Here is a 17,840-nt window from a genome sequence, read left to right on the forward strand (position 1 = left end):
TCCGTATTTATAAACGCAAATATATAAATAACAGATAGATTTAATATATCAACTCTATGAAAAAAGTATATAAACAGAAATAAACCTCCCTGCTATGCAACAGATAGGGAGGCTTGTGGAGGAAATCGTAATTTTATCGGATGCTTTCCAGTATTTTCGGTTTCAGGATAGCAGTCCACAGATCGTAACCGTTCTGATTCATGTGCAATCCGTCCTGTTTGAAGATGTCTTTTCTTAGCTTTCCATTGTTGTCGTACAGACAGGAGGCTACGTCAATATAAGTGAGTCCCTCTCTCTTCGAAGCATATTCCTGAAGCAAAGCATTTATGATTTCATGCTTCGGAATCATCTCTTTGCGTGCGAGTGAAGGCTTATAGGAGAGAATAAATATCGGAATATCCGGATAGTCCCGTTGCAGGCGATTGGTCAGCAAGCGGAAGAAGTCGAATGTCTCGCCTACAGTCAGGTCCTCGGGAGTGCCTGCGAGGTCATTTTCTACGTAAATCACAATACTGCGGGGGTGATATCTCCGGGCGATTACATCATAATTGTAGAGCATATCCCGGAGCGCGGCACCTCCGTACGAACGCCGGAGAATCTTTAGCGGAGCCATGTCCCGATAGATATTATCCCACAAGTTAATGGAAGAACTGCCTAGAAAGAGTACGTCACAGGAGGTATCCTTCAGCATTTGGTTTTCTGTTTGGTATCGGTCTATTTCACTTTGATACCGGGTTATCCATTTCGTGGGGTCGGTGTGTCGGACGGGAAGATATCCGATGAAGCGTACTGAATCCTGTGGCGTCTGTGCCTCTGCCGGAATGCTATTCCAGCAGAGGAGAACTGTGCATAAAGCGATAAGTATTGATTTTATCATTTATTTCTTTACATTGAATCCCAGTTTCTTTAGTCCGTTTTGTACATCGGGATGGCTCATGAAGAGTTTCCACAATAGTCCTGTCCGGTAGTTTTCTATCATTACGGCTATCGGGCCTTGGTCGATGGCCAGATATCGCTTCGGATACCAATCGGCAGTTTCGCTGAAAGCGTCATAGAATCCGTAAGGACCGAATACTTTGTCTCCCATTTCGTACAGGTGATGCATTACTTGCAGTGACTGGTCCGGTGTGTAGACAATAGAAGAGAGAGCGGCAGTGGGAGAGATGACTCCCCGGTCGTCACGTTCCAACGGTCCATGGGCAGCGTATCCGTCCACGGAGTAACTGGCGGTCAGTCCCCAACAGTCTGGTCCGTAGCCTTTGTAGTGTTTCGGGTTGCGAATGCAGTATTCACGGTTTACCAGTGTGAGATTTCGCATTTCGTTAAAATAGCTCGGACAATACTCGTCTTTCAGCCCCACCGGATCGAGTCCGAGGAAAGAGTATTGTGCCCAAAATAACGGACCCGCTTCTCCACCCTGATAGCGGAGGTGCAGTTCGATGCCTTCTACCTTGTGGGGCGAAACGATGGCTCCGTTTTGTGGCCATCCTTCATGATAGACTGCTGCCGGTACTCCATGGGTAGGAGAAGCAGCGGCAAGGATATACATAATCAGACATTCATTGTAGCCATGTACCGGGAAATTCATTTCCCAGCCATATTCGGGACTCCAATGCCAATACAGCACATTCTGTCCGCCATGGCGGTACCAGTTCCAGTCCACTTCCCGCCACAACTTGTCTATACGTCCGGCAAGTTTTTTTTCTTCCGCCGAGCCTTCTGCATAATATTGGTGTACGGCCAGCAGACCTTGCATCAGGAAGGCTGTCTCTACCAGGTCGCCTCCGTTATCCTTTTGTCCGAAAGGCTGTACATGTCCCGTCTCTCCGTTCCACCAATGCGGATATGCACCTTTAAAGCGGTCGGCTTTTTCCAGAAAACCGACTATTTTCTCCATACGCCGTAAGCCTTCTTCCCGGCTGACGTATCCCCGATCAATACCGGCCAGGATAGCCATAATGCCGAAGCCGCTGCCTCCTGAGGTAACAATCTCCGGCCCTCCTGCCGGGTATTCGCCATCCATGTGATAGCGCTCGCGTGCCAGTCCGCTGTTAGGTTCGGCAGCATCCCAGAAGTAGTTGAAGGTTCGTCGCTGGACGGTATCCATCAGAGCGTCATCTGTCAGTGATGTGGCAGACGAGGGCTTTTCTTTTGGCTTGCATGCTACAAAAAGAAAAAGAGCGAAGAGGACGAAGAGGAGCTTGCTGTTGTGAGTGACAAGTTGGATATTCATAATGATTTCTTGTTTGTAATGGTTTTTGTTTCACCACAGAGTAACACGGGGTTTCACTGAGTTTTAATCTTTTGTTTATAGCATATTAAGAGAAAATCATCTCTGTGGAACTCTGTGTGATTCTGTGGTGAATCTTATTCTTTTCTATTCCCTTGTGTATCCGGTTCAACGCAATGTAAACCGTGCTGTTTTCACATTCCGGCTATCCGGGCCTATCATCACGTCGAAATCGCCCGGCTCAGCTACAAACTTCAAGTCGGCATTGTAAAACTTCAACATTTCCGGAGCTATTGTAAAGCGGACGGTTCTTGATTCATTCGGTTGCAGATAGATCTTTTCAAATCCTTTCAGTTCCTTGACCGGACGGGTGACACTGCCCACCAAGTCACGGATGTAGAGTTGCACCACTTCACTGCCGGCACGGTCTCCGGTATTAGTTACGGTGACGGAGGCTACCAGTTCATTGTCCATTCCGATGGACGAACGGTTCAATGTGATGTCACTGAATCGGAAGGTCGTATACGACAGTCCGTATCCGAACGGATAGAGAGCATCATTGTCCACGTCAAGATAGTTACTGCGGAATTTCTCGAACCATTTGCCTTCTTTCAGCGGTCGTCCGGTATTCTTGTGTGCATAATAAAGTGGGATCTGTCCTACACTTTTCGGGAAAGTCATGGTCAGTTTTCCGCCCGGGTTGACTGCACCGAACAATACGTCTCCGATAGCCGGACCGGCTTCCGAACCCCCGAACCATACGTTCAGGATGGCAGGGACATGCTCCTGTTCCCAATTGAGTACCAGCGGACGTCCCGTAAACAGTACGAGAACTACGGGCTTTCCTGTTTTCAGCAAAGCCTCCAGCAGAGTGTGCTGTACATCCGGCAGATTGAGGTTGGTGCGGCTACTGCTTTCACCGCTCATCTCCGACGATTCACCCAATGCGGCAACAATCACGTCCGCTTGTGAAGCTATTTTCAGCGCTTCGTCCAGCAGTTGTTGATCGGTGCGGTTATCGCGGTTCAGCGAACGGCCGAACATGGTTGCCCTCTCTTCATAAGCAGCATCACCGATCAGGTTACTGCCTTTGGCATAAAGTATTTTTCCCTGATTGCCCACCCATTCGGTCAAACCTTCTACCAGAGAAGGACTTTTGTCCAGTACGGCAGCTACGCTCCATGTGCCCGGCATATTCGAACGGGTGTTGGCCAAAGGGCCGATCACTGCAATAGTACCGGTAGGAGAGAGAGGAAGTACAGGTGCGAGGGTAGGTGAAAGTCCTTCATTTTTCAGTAGCACGAAGCTTTCTCCCGCAATTTTCCGGGCTGCGGCACGGTGCTCTTTTGTGAAGATGTCACGTGCCGGACGTTTCAGGTCGCAGTATTTATAGGGATTGTCAAACAACCCCAGTTTGTATTTGGCTTCCAGGATGCGGCGACAAGCTGTGTTGACTGTTTCGACCGATACTTTGCCTTCTTCGACAGACTTCTTCAATGTACCGATGAAGCCTTCACTGACCATGTCCATATCTACTCCGGCATTGATGGCCCGTGCCGACACGGTTTGCAGGTCGCCGATTCCGTGTTCTATCATTTCGGAGATTCCGGTGAAGTCTGTTACCACGAAACCATTAAATCCCCATGTACCGCGCAACACATCGGTCATCAGCCATTTATTGGCTGTTGCCGGCACACCTTCCACTTCGTTGAAAGAAGCCATTACACTACCTGCTCCGGCTTCTACACCGGCCTGATAGGGGAGCATATAATCGTTGAACATCCGTTGGCGGCTCATGTCTACGGTGTTATAATCCCGTCCTGCCTCGGCTGCCCCATACAGAGCAAAGTGCTTGATGCAGGCCATGATTTCATCATTGCGACTCATATCTTTTCCCTGGTATCCACGTACCATGGCCCGGGCTATCAGTGCACCGAGGAAGGGATCTTCGCCTGAACCTTCGGATACCCGTCCCCAACGGGGGTCACGACTGATGTCCACCATCGGACTAAAGGTCCACGAAATGCCGTCGGCACTGGCTTCAACGGCGGCGATGCGTGCCGATTCTTCGATAGCCGGAATGTCCCATGTACACGAAAGTCCCAAGGGAATAGGGAAAATGGTCTCGTATCCGTGAATTACGTCCATCCCAAAGAGCAGAGGGATACCCAGCCGGGAGTTCTCTACGGCCAGACGCTGTACGTCACGAATTTTATCCACCCCTTTCAGGTTGAACAATCCGCCTACTTCACCTCGCTTTATCTTGGCGGCGATGTCGCTGCTTTTAGCTTGTCCGGTGGTGATTTCACCAGTTACCGGTAGGTTAAGCTGACCTATTTTCTCTTCCAGGGTCATCCGTTTCAGCAGATTGTCGAGGAAACGGTCCATATCCTGAGGAGGTTTTTGCGCTTGCAGCCCCAAAGGGAGTAAAAGTGCAAGCAGAATGAGTAAAGAATATTTCTTGTTCATAACTGTATATGTTTTTTTACTTCACCACAGAGGGCACAGAGTTTTAATCTCTACGGGATATATAAATCTCTGTGGGACTCTGTGTTACTCTGTGGTGTGCTCTTAATAATCTGGGTTCTGTACCAGTACGCCTTTTGATTTATCTATTTCGTCCTGCGGAAGCGGTAGCAAGGCATTCTTGGGTTGATAACCCGTTTTGCCTGCAGCATGGAGCACTTGCGAAGCGATGCCCCAGCGTACCAGGTCGTAGAAACGTCCCGATTCCAGTCCCAGTTCTACCCGTCGTTCGTGGCGGATGGCATCACGCAGCACGGTCTGATCTAATGAAGTCACTTTAGGCAGAATGTCCGGGTTGTTGCCACGGGCGCGGGCTCGTACCATTTCCAGATAGTTGGAAGCTTCACCTGTTTTACCCAATTCATTGGCCGACTCGGCAGCCATCAGCACCACGTCACCATAGCGGATAATGCGGATGTTTACCCAAAAGCCGTGCCGGGTAAACTCTTCACGGAGTGCCGGGTTGGTATAAGCTTTCTTGTTAAAATAAGCACCGTCGGCTTGAGATACCGGAGACTCTCCATAAGGTTTGTTGGTATTCTCGGGAGTGATCGGATCAGTATCCGAACGACGGAAGTAAAGCAGCGTAGCATCTTTGCGGGGGTCGCCCGGTTCGAACGCTTCACCCATCAACTCGGTTCCCATGTGCCATCCCCAGCCGAGGTCCCATTGGCCGGAACCGCGTACACCTTGTACTTCGCAGAACTGGCTGCCGATTTTATCGCTTGCGGGCAAAGCGGCAGTAGATGCACATTGCAACTCGAATACCGACTCACTGCTGTTCTCGCCTTCATCGGTGAAGATGACATCATAAGGAGTATTCAGATTGTATTGCCCTGAATTCATTACATCGGTCGCAGCGGTATACATGTTCTGCCAGTCATTGCGCATCATGTACGTACGGGCATGCAGTGCACGGGCGCTTCCCCAGGTGAGTCGTCCCAGATAAGCGGACTGCCATTGACGGGGTAAAAGCCCTTCGGCCTGTGTCAGGTCGGAGTCGATCTGTTTGTAAATTTCTTCGGCGGTGGTCTTCGGCACGTTTGCTTCCGAGGCGTCGTTCACTTTGAAAGTGACCAGTGGCACTTCGCCGAATGCACGAACCAGGTTGAAGTAACAATAAGCACGGAAGAAAAGGGCTTCACCCTTGTTACGAAGGTCGTTCTCTTCCGTCAGGTTACCTTTCTCAATCGTCTCTATAACATCGTTACACTGGTAGATGACGGCGTAATTCTGACTCCAGTAGGCTTTTATCAGTCCGTTGCTGGCGTTGTACTGAAAATCATCGTACATCGCAGCCTGATCGGCCCCGTCACTGGCGGTACTTCCTTTTTCCGAATCTTCCGAACGGAAATATTCGATGGCAAAGGCGGGGATACCGGCGGTGATGTTATAATTACGCATCATGGTGTAAATGTTGAAGACCTTTCCTTCGGCAAGTGCTCCGGGATTATCGTCTTCGGTAAACTGTCCCTGTGGGTGACGGTCCAGAAAATCGTTGCAACTGCAGAAGCTCAGAGCCGATACAGCTAATGCAATGGGTAGAATGTATTTATTTAGTTTCATACTCTGCTTCGTTAAAATGTTAAGTTAATACCAAATGTATAGACTGCCGGTACCGGATATGTCCCGTTGTCCACTCCGAAAGCAATGGCTGACCCACCGATTTCCGGTGTGTAACCTGTGTTGTGCTTCCATGTCTTCAGGTTCTGTATGTTGACGTAAACCTTCAGGGCCTGCATACGTATCTTTGACAGCAAAGTTTTGTCGAAACTGTAGGCCAGTTGCAGGTTACGGATGCGGAAGAAGCTTCCGTCTTCGATGAAGTATTCGGAGTTCTCGCTGTTGATGGCGTGCTTCGTATTCAGCAGGGGTTGTGTGTTCGAAGTGCCTTCTCCGTGCCAGCGGTCGAGACGTTGTTCCATATAGTTGAACTGCGCCCAATTATAGTTGTCCCACGTACGATAGATCTGGTTGCCGCCTTGTCCCATCATTTCCATGCTGAGTTCCCAGTTCTTGTATGAGAGTCCGAGGCTGATGCCATAGGTTACGTCCGGAGTCGGATCACCGATTTTTGTACGGTCGTCCGGTGTGATTTTTCCGTCTCCGTTTACATCGGCAAACTTCAGGTCACCCGGAGTGACGGTTGCCAGTGTGTTCACCGGAGAAGCATCGATTTCAGCTTGGTTTTGGTAAACACCGGCTACTTTATAGCCGTAGAAATAACCGATCGGGTAGCCTGCCATTGTATAGCTTTGGCTCTTATCGCCTGCGATGATGGAGTATCCATCCTGTACCAGACTTTTCACTTTGTTGCTGATGGTAGTCAGGTTTGCACTGACAGAGTATCCCCAGTCACCGATCTGATCTCTCCAGGAAGCCATCAGTTCGACACCTTTGTTCTCAATCTCTCCAAGATTGCCGATGCCCGGTACGGTTCCCGACAGACCCGGTACGGTGGCGAGCAGGTCCTTGGTATTCTTCTTATAGTACACTCCTTCGAAATGGAAACGGTTACGGAACATATTGGTTTCAAAACCGGTTTCCCATGCTTCTACTTTCTCCCAACGGAGACGTGGGTTGGGCAGATAAGCCAGTTGGTAGCCCGGATAGATGATAGCCGGTTTGCCGAATACGGCAGCAAAAGCATTTTCCAACAGAGGTTCTGCCGGATAAGCCTTATCCATATTCTGGTTTCCCAGTGTACCCCACGAACCTTTCAGTTTCAACATGTCCAGCCACGTGATATCTTTCATAAATTCTTCTTCGGTCATCAACCATCCGGCACCTATGGAGTAGAAATTCTGCCACTGGTTGCCGGTATATGCGAAAGCTGAAGAACCGTCGCGGCGGAACGAACCGTTGAACAGATATTTACCTTTATAGTTGTAGATGATACGTGCCAGCATAGATACGGTGGTGCGCTCCCATTGTGTACTTCCGTTGGTGGCGGTAGCCAGGTCGCCGATGCTGACGAACCATTTATCGGGATTGTTCGGAATCACCAGTCCGATGCCCTGTCCGCGGGAAGCATCCAGTCCGCTGAGCGAATTATAATAGGTTGTGAAGCCGGCGGTGGCAGTCAGGTTATGTGTACCGTCGGCAAAACTGTTTTGGTAAGTCAACAGATAGTCACTCTGAACCTTGGTTTCGTTTTGCTTGTTCTGGCTCACTTCTGTTTTTCCGTTTCCGAGCGTAGCAACGTTCCCGGCCACGGTTGCGTCATATACCTTGATAATCGGTTTGTAAGTCCGGCTGTCATTGGTGGCATAGTCCATAGAGAACATTGCCTTAAAAGTGAAGTGCTTCAGGAAATCTACTTCACCATAGATGCTTCCAGATGCCCGGTAATTGACCGCGCGGGTGGTGTTGGCACGCAGATTGACGTCTACCATCGGATTGTTCATCTGTGCTTTCTGGAATTCCGGCAATGAAGTATATAGTCCGTATTCTTCGTTATATACCGGAGCCACCGGAGTGGTACGGATAGCGTTCAGAACCGTTTTGCTGTCGGCCGGCAGCATGCGTGCTCCGTTGAATTGGAAGCCTACTTTGATGTCTTTGGTAATCTTATAATCATTACTTGCATTGATGGTCACTTTGCTGTATTTTTCATGCTTGATGTTTCCCTGTTCGTGAGAGTAACCCACGCCGAGATAGAAGCTATGTTTTTCAGAAGCACCTGTGATGCTGACATTGTTGTTTGTAATGAATCCCGTCTGGAAGATCTCATCTTGCCAGTCCGTATTCGCATTCCAGTTGCTGAAGTCGAACAGGGCATTTCCCTGGTTTGCCATTTGTTCGTTATAGAGTTCCTTAAACTGGGGTGCATTCACCATTTTGATTTTGTCTACTACGCTTTTCCAGCCGAAAGAGGTGTTGATGTTGACCAGCGTCTGTCCCTCTTTGGCACGTTTGGTGGTTACGATAATTACACCGTTGGCACCACGCACACCGAATATGGCCAGTGAGGAAGGGTCTTTCAATACTTCCATCGACTCGATGTCTTCCGGATTCAGGAAGTTGATGTTGTCGTTGAACAGTCCGTCTACAACATACAGAGGTTTGTAACCATTGATGGAGTTCGTACCGCGGATACGTATTTCCGGATCAGCACCGGCTTGTCCGGAGTTGACGATCTGTACACCTGCTATCTTTCCTTGGAGGGACGATAACGGGTTGGTTGCCGGTTTGTTGGCTATTTCCGAACCCTTGATGTTGGTGATAGAACCGGTCAGGTCGCGCTTCTTGGCACTACCGTAACCGATAATTACTGTTTCGGCAAGCATTTGTGAGTCGTCTTTAAGCGTGACATTTATCACAGTTTGCTGCCCCACTTTGATTTCCTGCTTTTCATATCCTACATACGAGAATACGAGTACATCGTTGGGCGTTACCGAAATGGAGTATTTGCCATCCATATCGGTAACGGCCCCGGTAGAAGTGCCTTTTACCAGGATAGATGCACCGATCAGGGGCTCGTTAAATGAATCTGTAACAGTACCTGTCACTGTCTTCGTTTGAGCCATGGCCACCGATGTGCTCAGTAGCAGGCAAGTCAGGACAAATACACTTTTCAGCCAGGAGGCTCTCTTCTGCCGAAGAAGTCGTAAAGGTTTAGTCTTCATTGCATTAAATTTTACCATTGTATAACTATTTTGATTTAACACACCTTCTGCCAGCTCTCTTTCAGATACTCGATAGTTATATCGACGGCAAAAGTATCCAATGAAACAAATAAAAGTCGAAAAAGATGTGAACAGATGGAAACTCCCTGCACTTTTAACATATATCGGACTTGGAATCCGACAAATGTAGAAGAAGCTTCTAGTATGATATATTTACCTTATGATGGTTGTTGGATTCTATATAATTGTATGGAATTATGTGCTTTAATTAAAGAGCTTTTCGAATTGCATCTATTATCTAATTGTTAATTGTCTAGGCTGGATAAAATAAACAATGATGCTAGAAAATTTTTTCATGATAGATGGTGTCCAAAATGGCGAAATCTCTATTATCAACTCATAAAAAACTAGTTATGATTAAAAAAAACGATTTTACTGACAATGTTAGTTGGGGCACTGTTTGCTTGTGATGATAAGTCCTCGATAATGCTTATACCAGTATTTTCCAACGCCAGTTGATACCGGAAGAAGTGACTACGCTAGCCAACACTTCCTTTGCGGCGACAAGTGGAAAAGGGGGTACTATCAGCGGTGTGCCCAGCTCTGCACAGTATCTCTATTTTATGGCTAATATCAAAACAGATGTCGGTCAGGTATTTCCCGCTGTCGAGGGAACGACAAGTGCTGATGCCAGACTACGCCTGAATCGTTTACAAGGTACAGCGCCCAGTGACTGGACTGCCAATGCTTTCGTAGATTATTGTACGCCTTTGGCTTCCGCATTGAGTTTCTATCCGGATGTAACGATCTCAACACCGAGATATCCCCGTATGAGTGAGTAATATTCCGTGGCGGCTATCAATACCTTAATAGATTTTTGATAGGAGTTGTATGTTTTATATATAGCTCTTTGAATGGACCGGCCATAAATAATTCGCCCGGGTGATATTTCTATCATCCGGGCGAAACCGTTTAAATTTTTACTTCGATATTCAGTTTACCGCCAAGCCCCCTTTCAACTATATCTATCAGGGTTTTCAGGGTCAAGTTACCTCCATCATTCTCTACTTTAGAGATAAACGTACGCTTTTTATTAATGCGCTCGGCCAGTTGTGCCTGCGTCATTTCTTTCTTCTGACGGGCATTGCGGATTTGAACGCCAATGCGCAGTGTTTCCAGCTCACGCTCCAAATTGTCTCGTCTGGGTGTACCTTTTACACCGTAAATTTCATCTTTAAATTGATCTAATGTTGTTATATCCATCATTACCTCCTTTTTTTATCATCATAATATTGGGCTATCAATCGGACAGCCTTATCTATCTCTTTTTTAGGGGTTTTCTGCGTCTTTTTCTGAAAACCGGAAAGCAAAACCACTAATCGTCCCTTATCGAAAAAACAGAAGACACAAAATATATCGCTCCCTAAGGTGATACGCATTTCATACAGACCGTCTGTGCTCTCCATGTGTTTAAGATACTTCGTCGGGATACATTCTATATATTCTAAGATTTCTAAGATTTTAGTAATCTTGTTTTGTACTTTTGGAGATTGCTCCATATAAAGTACGACTTATGCAAAAGGAGTTCCCTAACCTTCTTTACCATTCGACAATGGTAACGTATATATTACATATAAACAAACGAAAAGTTCAGCAATTACAAAGATTTATGATTCAACTACCCTTTCAACCCGGAAGACGAAGGCAATCGGTAGACGTGTCTTTTTCCTCTTTTCCCGCACAAAGATAGGGCGCAGACGTTCATCCATCAATGACCGCTACGCTATTTCAGCACAAAATATCCTGCGCTCCTGCGTCGTACGGTATTTTCTACCGAAATTCATTGCCGGCTGCCCGTCTGTGTCCTGATGGATGTTTAAGAAAAAAGGAAAAAATGTATAGGGGCTGCGCTGGTGATACCGGAAATTATGTGCACCTTTGTGTGTGATTCCATACCCATATTAATTTCGTAATGGGGCAACAGAGCCGTGAATCACTTGATTACGAAAAAATAATTTTGAAAAATATGGCAAATACTAATATGGAACACGGAGAAATAATACTATACCAACCAGACAATACTATAAAACTGGAAGTGCGAATAGAGAATGAAACCGTTTGGTTGACACAAGCACAAATTGTTAACTTATTCCAGTCAAGTAAAGCCAATATCAGTGAGCATATAAGAAATATATATGACTCAGATGAATTATCTGCTGAATCAACTGTTCGGAAATTCCGAACAGTTCGAATGGAAGGTAATAGAAAGGTTACCCGCATTCTTGAATATTATAATCTGGATATGATTATTTCCGTAGGTTATCGTGTGAATTCCAAGCGAGGAGTCCAGTTCCGCCAATGGTCAACAGGAGTACTTAAAGAATATCTATTAAAAGGCTACGCAATCAATCAGCGCGTGGAGCAGTTGGAAAACAAAGCAAACACCCATGACCGGCAACTGGAAGAGTTAACAAACAAAGTCGACTTTTTCGTCCGGACTTCATTACCTCCTATTGAAGGTGTCTTTTTCAACGGACAGATTTTCGATGCCTATGTCTTTTCCGCTCAGTTGATAAAGTTTGCAAAGTCATCTTTAGTATTGATTGACAACTTTGTCGATGAAAGCGTGCTCTTACTATTGAGTAAACGTTTGCCCGGAGTGACTTCTATCATATATACCAAGCAAATAACTCCACAGTTAGAATTAGATTTGACAAAGCACAACAGCCAATACCCCCCAATAGATATACGTACCTACCAGCACGCACATGATCGATTTTTAATTATAGATAATTTAGAGGTCTATCATATAGGAGCTTCACTTAAGGATCTTGGCAAAAAACTTTTTGCTTTTTCTAAAATGGAAATGCCAGCCAAGATAATCACTGATTTATTATAATCCTTATTCACACAAGGACAGGTCGGCTGTCCGTCCGTACTCTCGGGAGAGTTTTCGAAAAAAGGAAAAATGTGTAGGGGCTGTGCTGGTGATACCAGATATTATGTGCACCTTTGTATGTTTCCTGTAGCGTCGGTCTTGTCTGTTACTTGGCGGCTGCTGAGAGACGACTATTTAAAAACTTTAGATAAACGGTTCTGCTCCCGTGCCTGATACTGTAATGGGTCGGCATATGTTTTTTTTCTTTGTTTCGCATTGAAATTGATGTAGTTCAAGCGGGTAAGCAGAACCGTTCTATTTTCGTTAAACCTCCCTATACTAACGGTGTTCAGCAAACAATCCCACCGATAAAAGTGTTTCATTGTACATTTTTTATCCGTTTGCTATGGTAATTCAAAAATAATCACCATCTTTGTGGTGAACTATCAAATTTTTGTAAGGCGGAAACAAAGGAGAGAAATCACCTTTGTTTTACACTAACTGTAGGTGTATAATTTTATATACCTACAGTTTCTGGATAAAAACGGCTCCTGCCCCCGTGTCTAACTTGTAATGGGTTAGCATATTTTTCTTTCTTTGTTTCGGCTTTGAAAGTTTGATAGTTCAGCGGGTCAGCAGGGCCGTTCATTCTTCCCTGCCCGATTATACGTTTGTGCTATGGGCAAACCTATTATTAAAATCCTGTATTTCCATCGGCGGAGAACCAACGCAAGCGGATGGTATCGGTTGGAATATATTTTCCAGCGAGGTAAGAAGACTCTACGTTATGTGCTTTCCACTCGTGACCCTGAATATTTAGTTTGTTTCTGCTCCCCCTGCATGATCGAACGTTCAGAAATGATTGTCTTTGTGGCTGAACTTCTTTTAGAAATTCACAAGGTGAAATATTCACATTTAAAAGTTACGCCAAGTTATGCCTATGCTACTCCTAAATATAAATCCCGAATCAACCAAATGTGCAAAAAGAGCCGTTATCACAAAACGCCTGTCATTATAGACGGACTATAGCACTTTAATCTTTCATGATCAATTTTCTTTTATAATTGGCCTTGAATCTAAATCCCGCTCACCTAACCAGTTAGCTCGCCGAACCGCTGTCACTCTATCCCCCCGGAGGACAGCGGTTCTCTTTTTGCTTTGCAATTATCAGACTAAGTGATGCTATTGGGTTTAACCTTAAGATAGATTATCGGTCAGGTTAGTGAGTTTTCAAATCAATATCAAATAAGAATCTGGAAGAAACAAGGCAGTTGGTATCTTAAAACATAAACTCTTTAATGGATTGTATCTAAGTGTTTTATGATGAGTCCTGCTACCCGGGCTGATATAACATAGTATACCATTTTCGGTTAAACATTAAAGGAAAACAAAATGCTCTAAACGATATTTTTACTTGAAAAGTGAACTTCTTTCTGTTGTAAGTCAGTGAATTAGTTCCTGATGTGCTCCCAAAACGGCGGGTGTAAGATGGAAGATCGAAAGGTGAAAAATGGTTCTTCTTCAAATTTGGTGGTAAGTTTTCTTTTACTCATGGAATCTAATTCAGTTTTCGGAAGTGTAAGCCCTCTTTTATAGTTGACAAAAAAGCAAGTATCCCGGCTTTCGCCTGCAGAGTCCATCCGTGAGGTGAGGAAGCGAATCTTAGACTAAACCATCTGAAAATCAATATCTTTAAAAAGTAAGATTTCTGTCCTCCAAAGCTTTGTTTTAACATAGAGTTAAAGCTTGTTCTTTGGATGTGAATAAGAAGTTCTTTAAATGCAAAAGACTTGTTATTTGCGCACAAGAACCTGACAACCTGCAAAAGGCGTTAACAATGTTAATTGAAGAAAGGTATAAGGATGAAGATACCGGTTCAGGCGGCGTAAACTCACTTCCGAAACCTAAGTTATCTTATTTAGCAGATGTCTGTTTTTTTGTTTGTATTTTTCGGATAACTTATCTGTTACAGACAGAAACCCGCTAAAACTACAGTTTTAGCGGGTTTCTGTCTGTAAAACATTGAAAGTTTGTGCGGATGATAGGACTCGAACCTACACGTCGCGAGACACCAGATCCTAAGTCTGGCGCGGCTACCAATTACGCCACATCCGCTCACTAAATGCTCACTCGTTTGGAGTTTTGCGCTGCAAAGATAGATACTTTTTCCGATTTTACAAATTTATAGGCAATAAAGTTATTCACTGAGGAATCTGCGGGCGATCTCTATCAATGTATCTTTTCCTCTCATTTCGTCTTCTTGCAGCATATCTGCCTTAATGCTTGGTTCCTGTTTTGTGACATTGATGTTTTGTAAAGCGGGTTGTAGAACTGCTCCTCATAAATGTGGAACAATTCTACAATCCGTATTTTTATTCCGGCTCTTTCTTGAAGACTTAATTCTTTTATATACTGATGTTTATGATTTGCTTACTTCACCAGTATTTTTTGAGGTATAATTATTGGAGTATAAATGCAAATAGGTATTTGTAGATTTAAAAGGATTAGCCAATGAGAAATTTGAAAGCGATATTGATTGTATTGTTGTGTCTGTGTGGTATACATGTGCAAGCACAACAGTTGGAAATAAAAGGTTTAGTGACTTCATCGGAGGATAAACAGCCGCTTATCGGAGCTACGGTTGCCGTAAAAGGGGTACCGGGAAGGGGAGTGGTAACGGATATGGATGGCCGTTACACTCTGAAAATAGAACCATCAGATAAAATCCTTGTCATATCCTATATAGGAATGAAATCGTCTGAGGTCAAAGTGCCGAAGAATGGAGTCTTGAATGTGGTGTTGCAACCCGAATCACTTAATCTGGATGAAGTAGTGGTGACCGGATACGGAAATTTTTCAAAGTCATCCTTTACCGGATCAGCTAACACCTTACGGGCCGACATGCTGAAAAACGTACCGGTACTTTCTGTAGAACAGAAGTTGCAAGGTATGACAACGGGGGTAAACATAACTTCCGGTTCCGGTCAGCCGGGAGCTAACCAGAGCATCCGTATCCGTGGTATGGGGTCATTCAATGCATCCAATGAACCGCTTTTTGTTATTGATGGTATACCGGTCACTTCCGGCAGTATGGGAGCCGGTACGGGAGCTGATGCCGCCTATATGAATAATGCCAAAACAAATGTAATGAGTACCCTTAATCCTGCCGATATCGAGAATATTACGGTGATAAAGGATGCCGCCGCCGCTTCTCTTTACGGCTCGCGTGCCGCGAATGGAGTGATTCTGATCACTACCAAGAAAGGAGCGGTAGGACGGACTAAAGTCACTTTGAGTGCCAGCGGAGGTTTTTCTAATGCAGCTGTCAACCTCCGTCCCACATTGAACGGTGAACAACGCCGTGAAATGATTTATGAAGGTCTTTACAACTCTGCAGTAGACAAGGGGCTCCAATCTCCCGAAGCATATGCAAATGCCAATATTGATACATATGCAGGAATACCGGAACTGGGATATACTGACTGGAGGAAAGAACTGATCCGAACCGCTCATAATCAAAACTACGAGGTGACTGCTTCCGGAGGCAACGAGCGAACTACTTTTTATGCTTCTCTCGGCTTTAACCGTCAGGAAGGTTTGGTCGAGAATTCTAATCTGGACCGTTACTCTGCCCGCCTGAACATGACACATAAAATAGGTAGCCGTGTCGAAGTAGGAGGTAACATGATGTTCACCCAGATAAGCCAGGAGATGAACGAGGAGCGCGGTTCCAATATCAATCCCTTTCTTTGTGTTGCTGTATCTGCCACACCTTCTATGCCTGTGCGCGACGTTTCGGGCAACTATGTGGGGTCCTATGCAGGCACCAATGTGAATCCGCTTCGTGACATCCGTACTGACTATAACCGCAGTCGTATGACCCGTATGTTTTCCACCGGTTATGCTTCGGTAGATATCATCAAAGGATTGAAACTGAAAGAGACTCTGAGCTATGACTATACTGTACAGAAAGATTCCCGCTATTTGAATCCGCTTAGCGGGGCAGGCCCCAAGAGCGGAAGTGATGCTCAGACCTCAAAGGGATTTACCGAATATGGTAAGTTATTGTCATCTACTTCACTCAACTATACCCATACATTTGCCGCTAAACATCACCTTGACATTTTGGCTGCCTATGAATTGGAAAGCTATCAGAGTGATAAAGCTATGGGAGAGAAGGCTAAGCTTCCTTCGGATGTGTTGCTTGAGCCGGATAATGCCGCTGTGCTGAAAAGCTTTGTTTCTTCTACACAGGCATACAGAATGATTTCTTATCTGTCCCGTTTGAACTATGATTACGATAATCGTTATTACATTGCAGGTAGTTATCGCCGCGATGGCAGTTCACGCCTTGCTCCGGAAAGCCGGTGGGGAGACTTCTGGTCTGTTTCCGGTATGTGGCATCTGAGTAGTGAACCTTTTATGGAGGCTGTGAAGCCGGTATTGAACGATGTGAAAATCCGTGCTTCTTATGGTGTCAATGGTAATCAGCCGGGAGCTTTTTACGGATATATGGGGTTATACAGTTATGGGCAGAACTATATGGGGGCAGCAGGTTCATACGAGTCTGCTCAAGCCAATCCCAAACTGAAATGGGAAAAGAACTATAATCTGAATATTGGGCTTAGCCTGACTTTTATTGACCGTATCTTTGTGAATCTCGAATACTACAACCGCGATACAAAGGACTTGCTTTATAATCGCCCTATCAGTTCCACTACCGGTTTTCTGAATTATCTTGCAAATATCGGTCAGCTTAACAACAAAGGGGTGGAGTTCGAACTGCGTACAATTAATTTTGCCGGTCCTGACTTCAACTGGACATCGGTGTTGAACTTGACACATAACCGTAATAAAATCGTGGCACTGGACGGAGATATAAAGCAATCTGTCGAGGGCTCTTGGTTTATTCATAAAATAGGACTTCCTTACAATAGTTTTTATGTGAAAGAGTTTGCCGGAGTAGACCCGTCGACCGGGAAAGGGCTTTATTATCTCAATACGCAAGATGAAAAGGGGAATTATAATAGGGAGATGACTGATGATGCTTCTAAAGCACAAGCTATTCCGTATAAATCTGCTGATCCTAAGATATCGGGAGGGTTTACTAACATCCTTTCTTATAAGTGGTTTGATCTGGGACTTACCTTTACCTATTCGCTGGGAGGATATTCTTTTGACAAGACAGGTACTCTGATAGAAACTGACGGTAGTAAAGAAAAATCATACAACCTGCCTGTATATGCTTTGGACCGTTGGCAGAAGCCGGGAGATAGAACTGATGTTCCCCGTTTTGTATTGGAACAGGGAGCCGGACCACAAAATTCATCCCGCTATATTCACAGTACCGACCACATCCGCCTCAAGAACCTGACACTTGGTTTCACACTTCCTGGCAGATGGGTACAAAAGGCATTGATAGAGAATGCACGTGTCTACTTCTCAGGAAGTAATCTGCTGACATGGGCCAAATGGAAACAATATGATCCTGAAGTACCGGTTAATGGTGAGGTGTTCTGCGAGGCTCCTCCCATGCGTACCTTCAATTTTGGGGTTGAGATAACTTTCTAATCATTCA

At 45.3% G+C, this 17,840-nt stretch carries 12 protein-coding genes, 1 tRNA gene and 1 pseudogene; 5 read left to right on the forward strand and 9 right to left on the reverse strand.

The window, feature by feature from the left end; all coding sequences use genetic code 11:
* Positions 1–133: 133 nt before the first annotated feature.
* From BSHG_RS15625 to BSHG_RS15605, 5 genes are all read right to left on the reverse strand, one after another.
* Entirely contained in the window at positions 134–877 is a 744-nt protein-coding gene (locus BSHG_RS15625) for an SGNH/GDSL hydrolase family protein (protein ID WP_008658131.1), read from the reverse strand.
* Entirely contained in the window at positions 878–2,233 is a 1,356-nt protein-coding gene (locus BSHG_RS15620) for a glucoamylase family protein (RefSeq protein ID WP_008658132.1), read from the reverse strand.
* A 165-nt stretch (positions 2,234–2,398) separates the two neighbouring features.
* On the reverse strand, positions 2,399–4,699 hold the full coding sequence (gene bglX / locus BSHG_RS15615; protein ID WP_008658134.1) for a beta-glucosidase BglX: 2,301 nt from the start codon (positions 4,697–4,699) through the stop codon (positions 2,399–2,401).
* A 102-nt stretch (positions 4,700–4,801) separates the two neighbouring features.
* On the reverse strand, positions 4,802–6,322 hold the full coding sequence (locus BSHG_RS15610) for a RagB/SusD family nutrient uptake outer membrane protein (protein WP_008658136.1): 1,521 nt from the start codon (positions 6,320–6,322) through the stop codon (positions 4,802–4,804).
* A gap of 11 nt (positions 6,323–6,333) precedes the next feature.
* Positions 6,334–9,402: a SusC/RagA family TonB-linked outer membrane protein gene (locus BSHG_RS15605; protein ID WP_008769257.1), complete on the reverse strand. Its 3,069-nt coding sequence runs from the start codon at positions 9,400–9,402 to the stop codon at positions 6,334–6,336.
* Positions 9,403–9,914: 512 nt separating this feature from the next.
* On the opposite strand from BSHG_RS15605, the gene BSHG_RS0220110 reads away from it, so the two are divergent.
* A complete protein-coding gene (locus tag BSHG_RS0220110) occupies positions 9,915–10,226 on the forward strand; it encodes a hypothetical protein (protein ID WP_010992001.1) in 312 nt (103 codons plus the stop codon).
* A gap of 130 nt (positions 10,227–10,356) precedes the next feature.
* Here the strand turns inward: BSHG_RS0220110 and BSHG_RS15600 are convergent, their stop codons facing one another.
* Together BSHG_RS15600 and BSHG_RS15595 are read right to left on the reverse strand one after the other, a co-directional pair.
* Positions 10,357–10,647 (reverse strand): helix-turn-helix domain-containing protein, encoded by a 291-nt coding sequence (locus BSHG_RS15600; protein ID WP_005784184.1) that lies wholly within the window; start codon positions 10,645–10,647, stop codon positions 10,357–10,359.
* Between the two features lie 2 nt (positions 10,648–10,649).
* Positions 10,650–10,990 (reverse strand): annotated as a pseudogene (locus BSHG_RS15595) (type II toxin-antitoxin system RelE/ParE family toxin).
* Between the two features lie 435 nt (positions 10,991–11,425).
* Here BSHG_RS15595 and BSHG_RS15590 point away from each other — a divergent pair.
* Together BSHG_RS15590 and BSHG_RS21355 are read left to right on the forward strand one after the other, a co-directional pair.
* On the forward strand, positions 11,426–12,283 hold the full coding sequence (locus tag BSHG_RS15590) for a virulence RhuM family protein (protein ID WP_008769262.1): 858 nt from the start codon (positions 11,426–11,428) through the stop codon (positions 12,281–12,283).
* A gap of 657 nt (positions 12,284–12,940) precedes the next feature.
* Positions 12,941–13,291, forward strand: coding sequence for a hypothetical protein (locus BSHG_RS21355; protein WP_005813671.1), 351 nt, complete (start codon positions 12,941–12,943; stop codon positions 13,289–13,291).
* A gap of 422 nt (positions 13,292–13,713) precedes the next feature.
* Here the strand turns inward: BSHG_RS21355 and BSHG_RS23750 are convergent, their stop codons facing one another.
* Positions 13,714–13,902 carry a hypothetical protein gene (locus BSHG_RS23750; RefSeq protein ID WP_080559902.1) on the reverse strand — a complete coding sequence of 63 codons (189 nt, stop codon included), beginning with the start codon at positions 13,900–13,902 and terminating at the stop codon, positions 13,714–13,716.
* Between the two features lie 119 nt (positions 13,903–14,021).
* Between BSHG_RS23750 and BSHG_RS23410 the strand changes: the two genes are divergently transcribed.
* On the forward strand, positions 14,022–14,249 hold the full coding sequence (locus BSHG_RS23410; RefSeq protein WP_014298191.1) for a hypothetical protein: 228 nt from the start codon (positions 14,022–14,024) through the stop codon (positions 14,247–14,249).
* Between the two features lie 46 nt (positions 14,250–14,295).
* On the opposite strand, the gene BSHG_RS15580 is transcribed toward BSHG_RS23410, so the two are convergent.
* Positions 14,296–14,377, reverse strand: a tRNA-Leu gene (locus BSHG_RS15580).
* A gap of 396 nt (positions 14,378–14,773) precedes the next feature.
* Between BSHG_RS15580 and BSHG_RS15575 the strand changes: the two genes are divergently transcribed.
* Positions 14,774–17,833 carry a SusC/RagA family TonB-linked outer membrane protein gene (locus BSHG_RS15575; protein WP_008658154.1) on the forward strand — a complete coding sequence of 1,020 codons (3,060 nt, stop codon included), beginning with the start codon at positions 14,774–14,776 and terminating at the stop codon, positions 17,831–17,833.
* Positions 17,834–17,840: the final 7 nt, after the last annotated feature.

It is taken from the genome of Bacteroides sp. 3_2_5, assembly GCF_000159855.2.
GTDB classification, from domain to species: domain Bacteria; phylum Bacteroidota; class Bacteroidia; order Bacteroidales; family Bacteroidaceae; genus Bacteroides; species Bacteroides fragilis.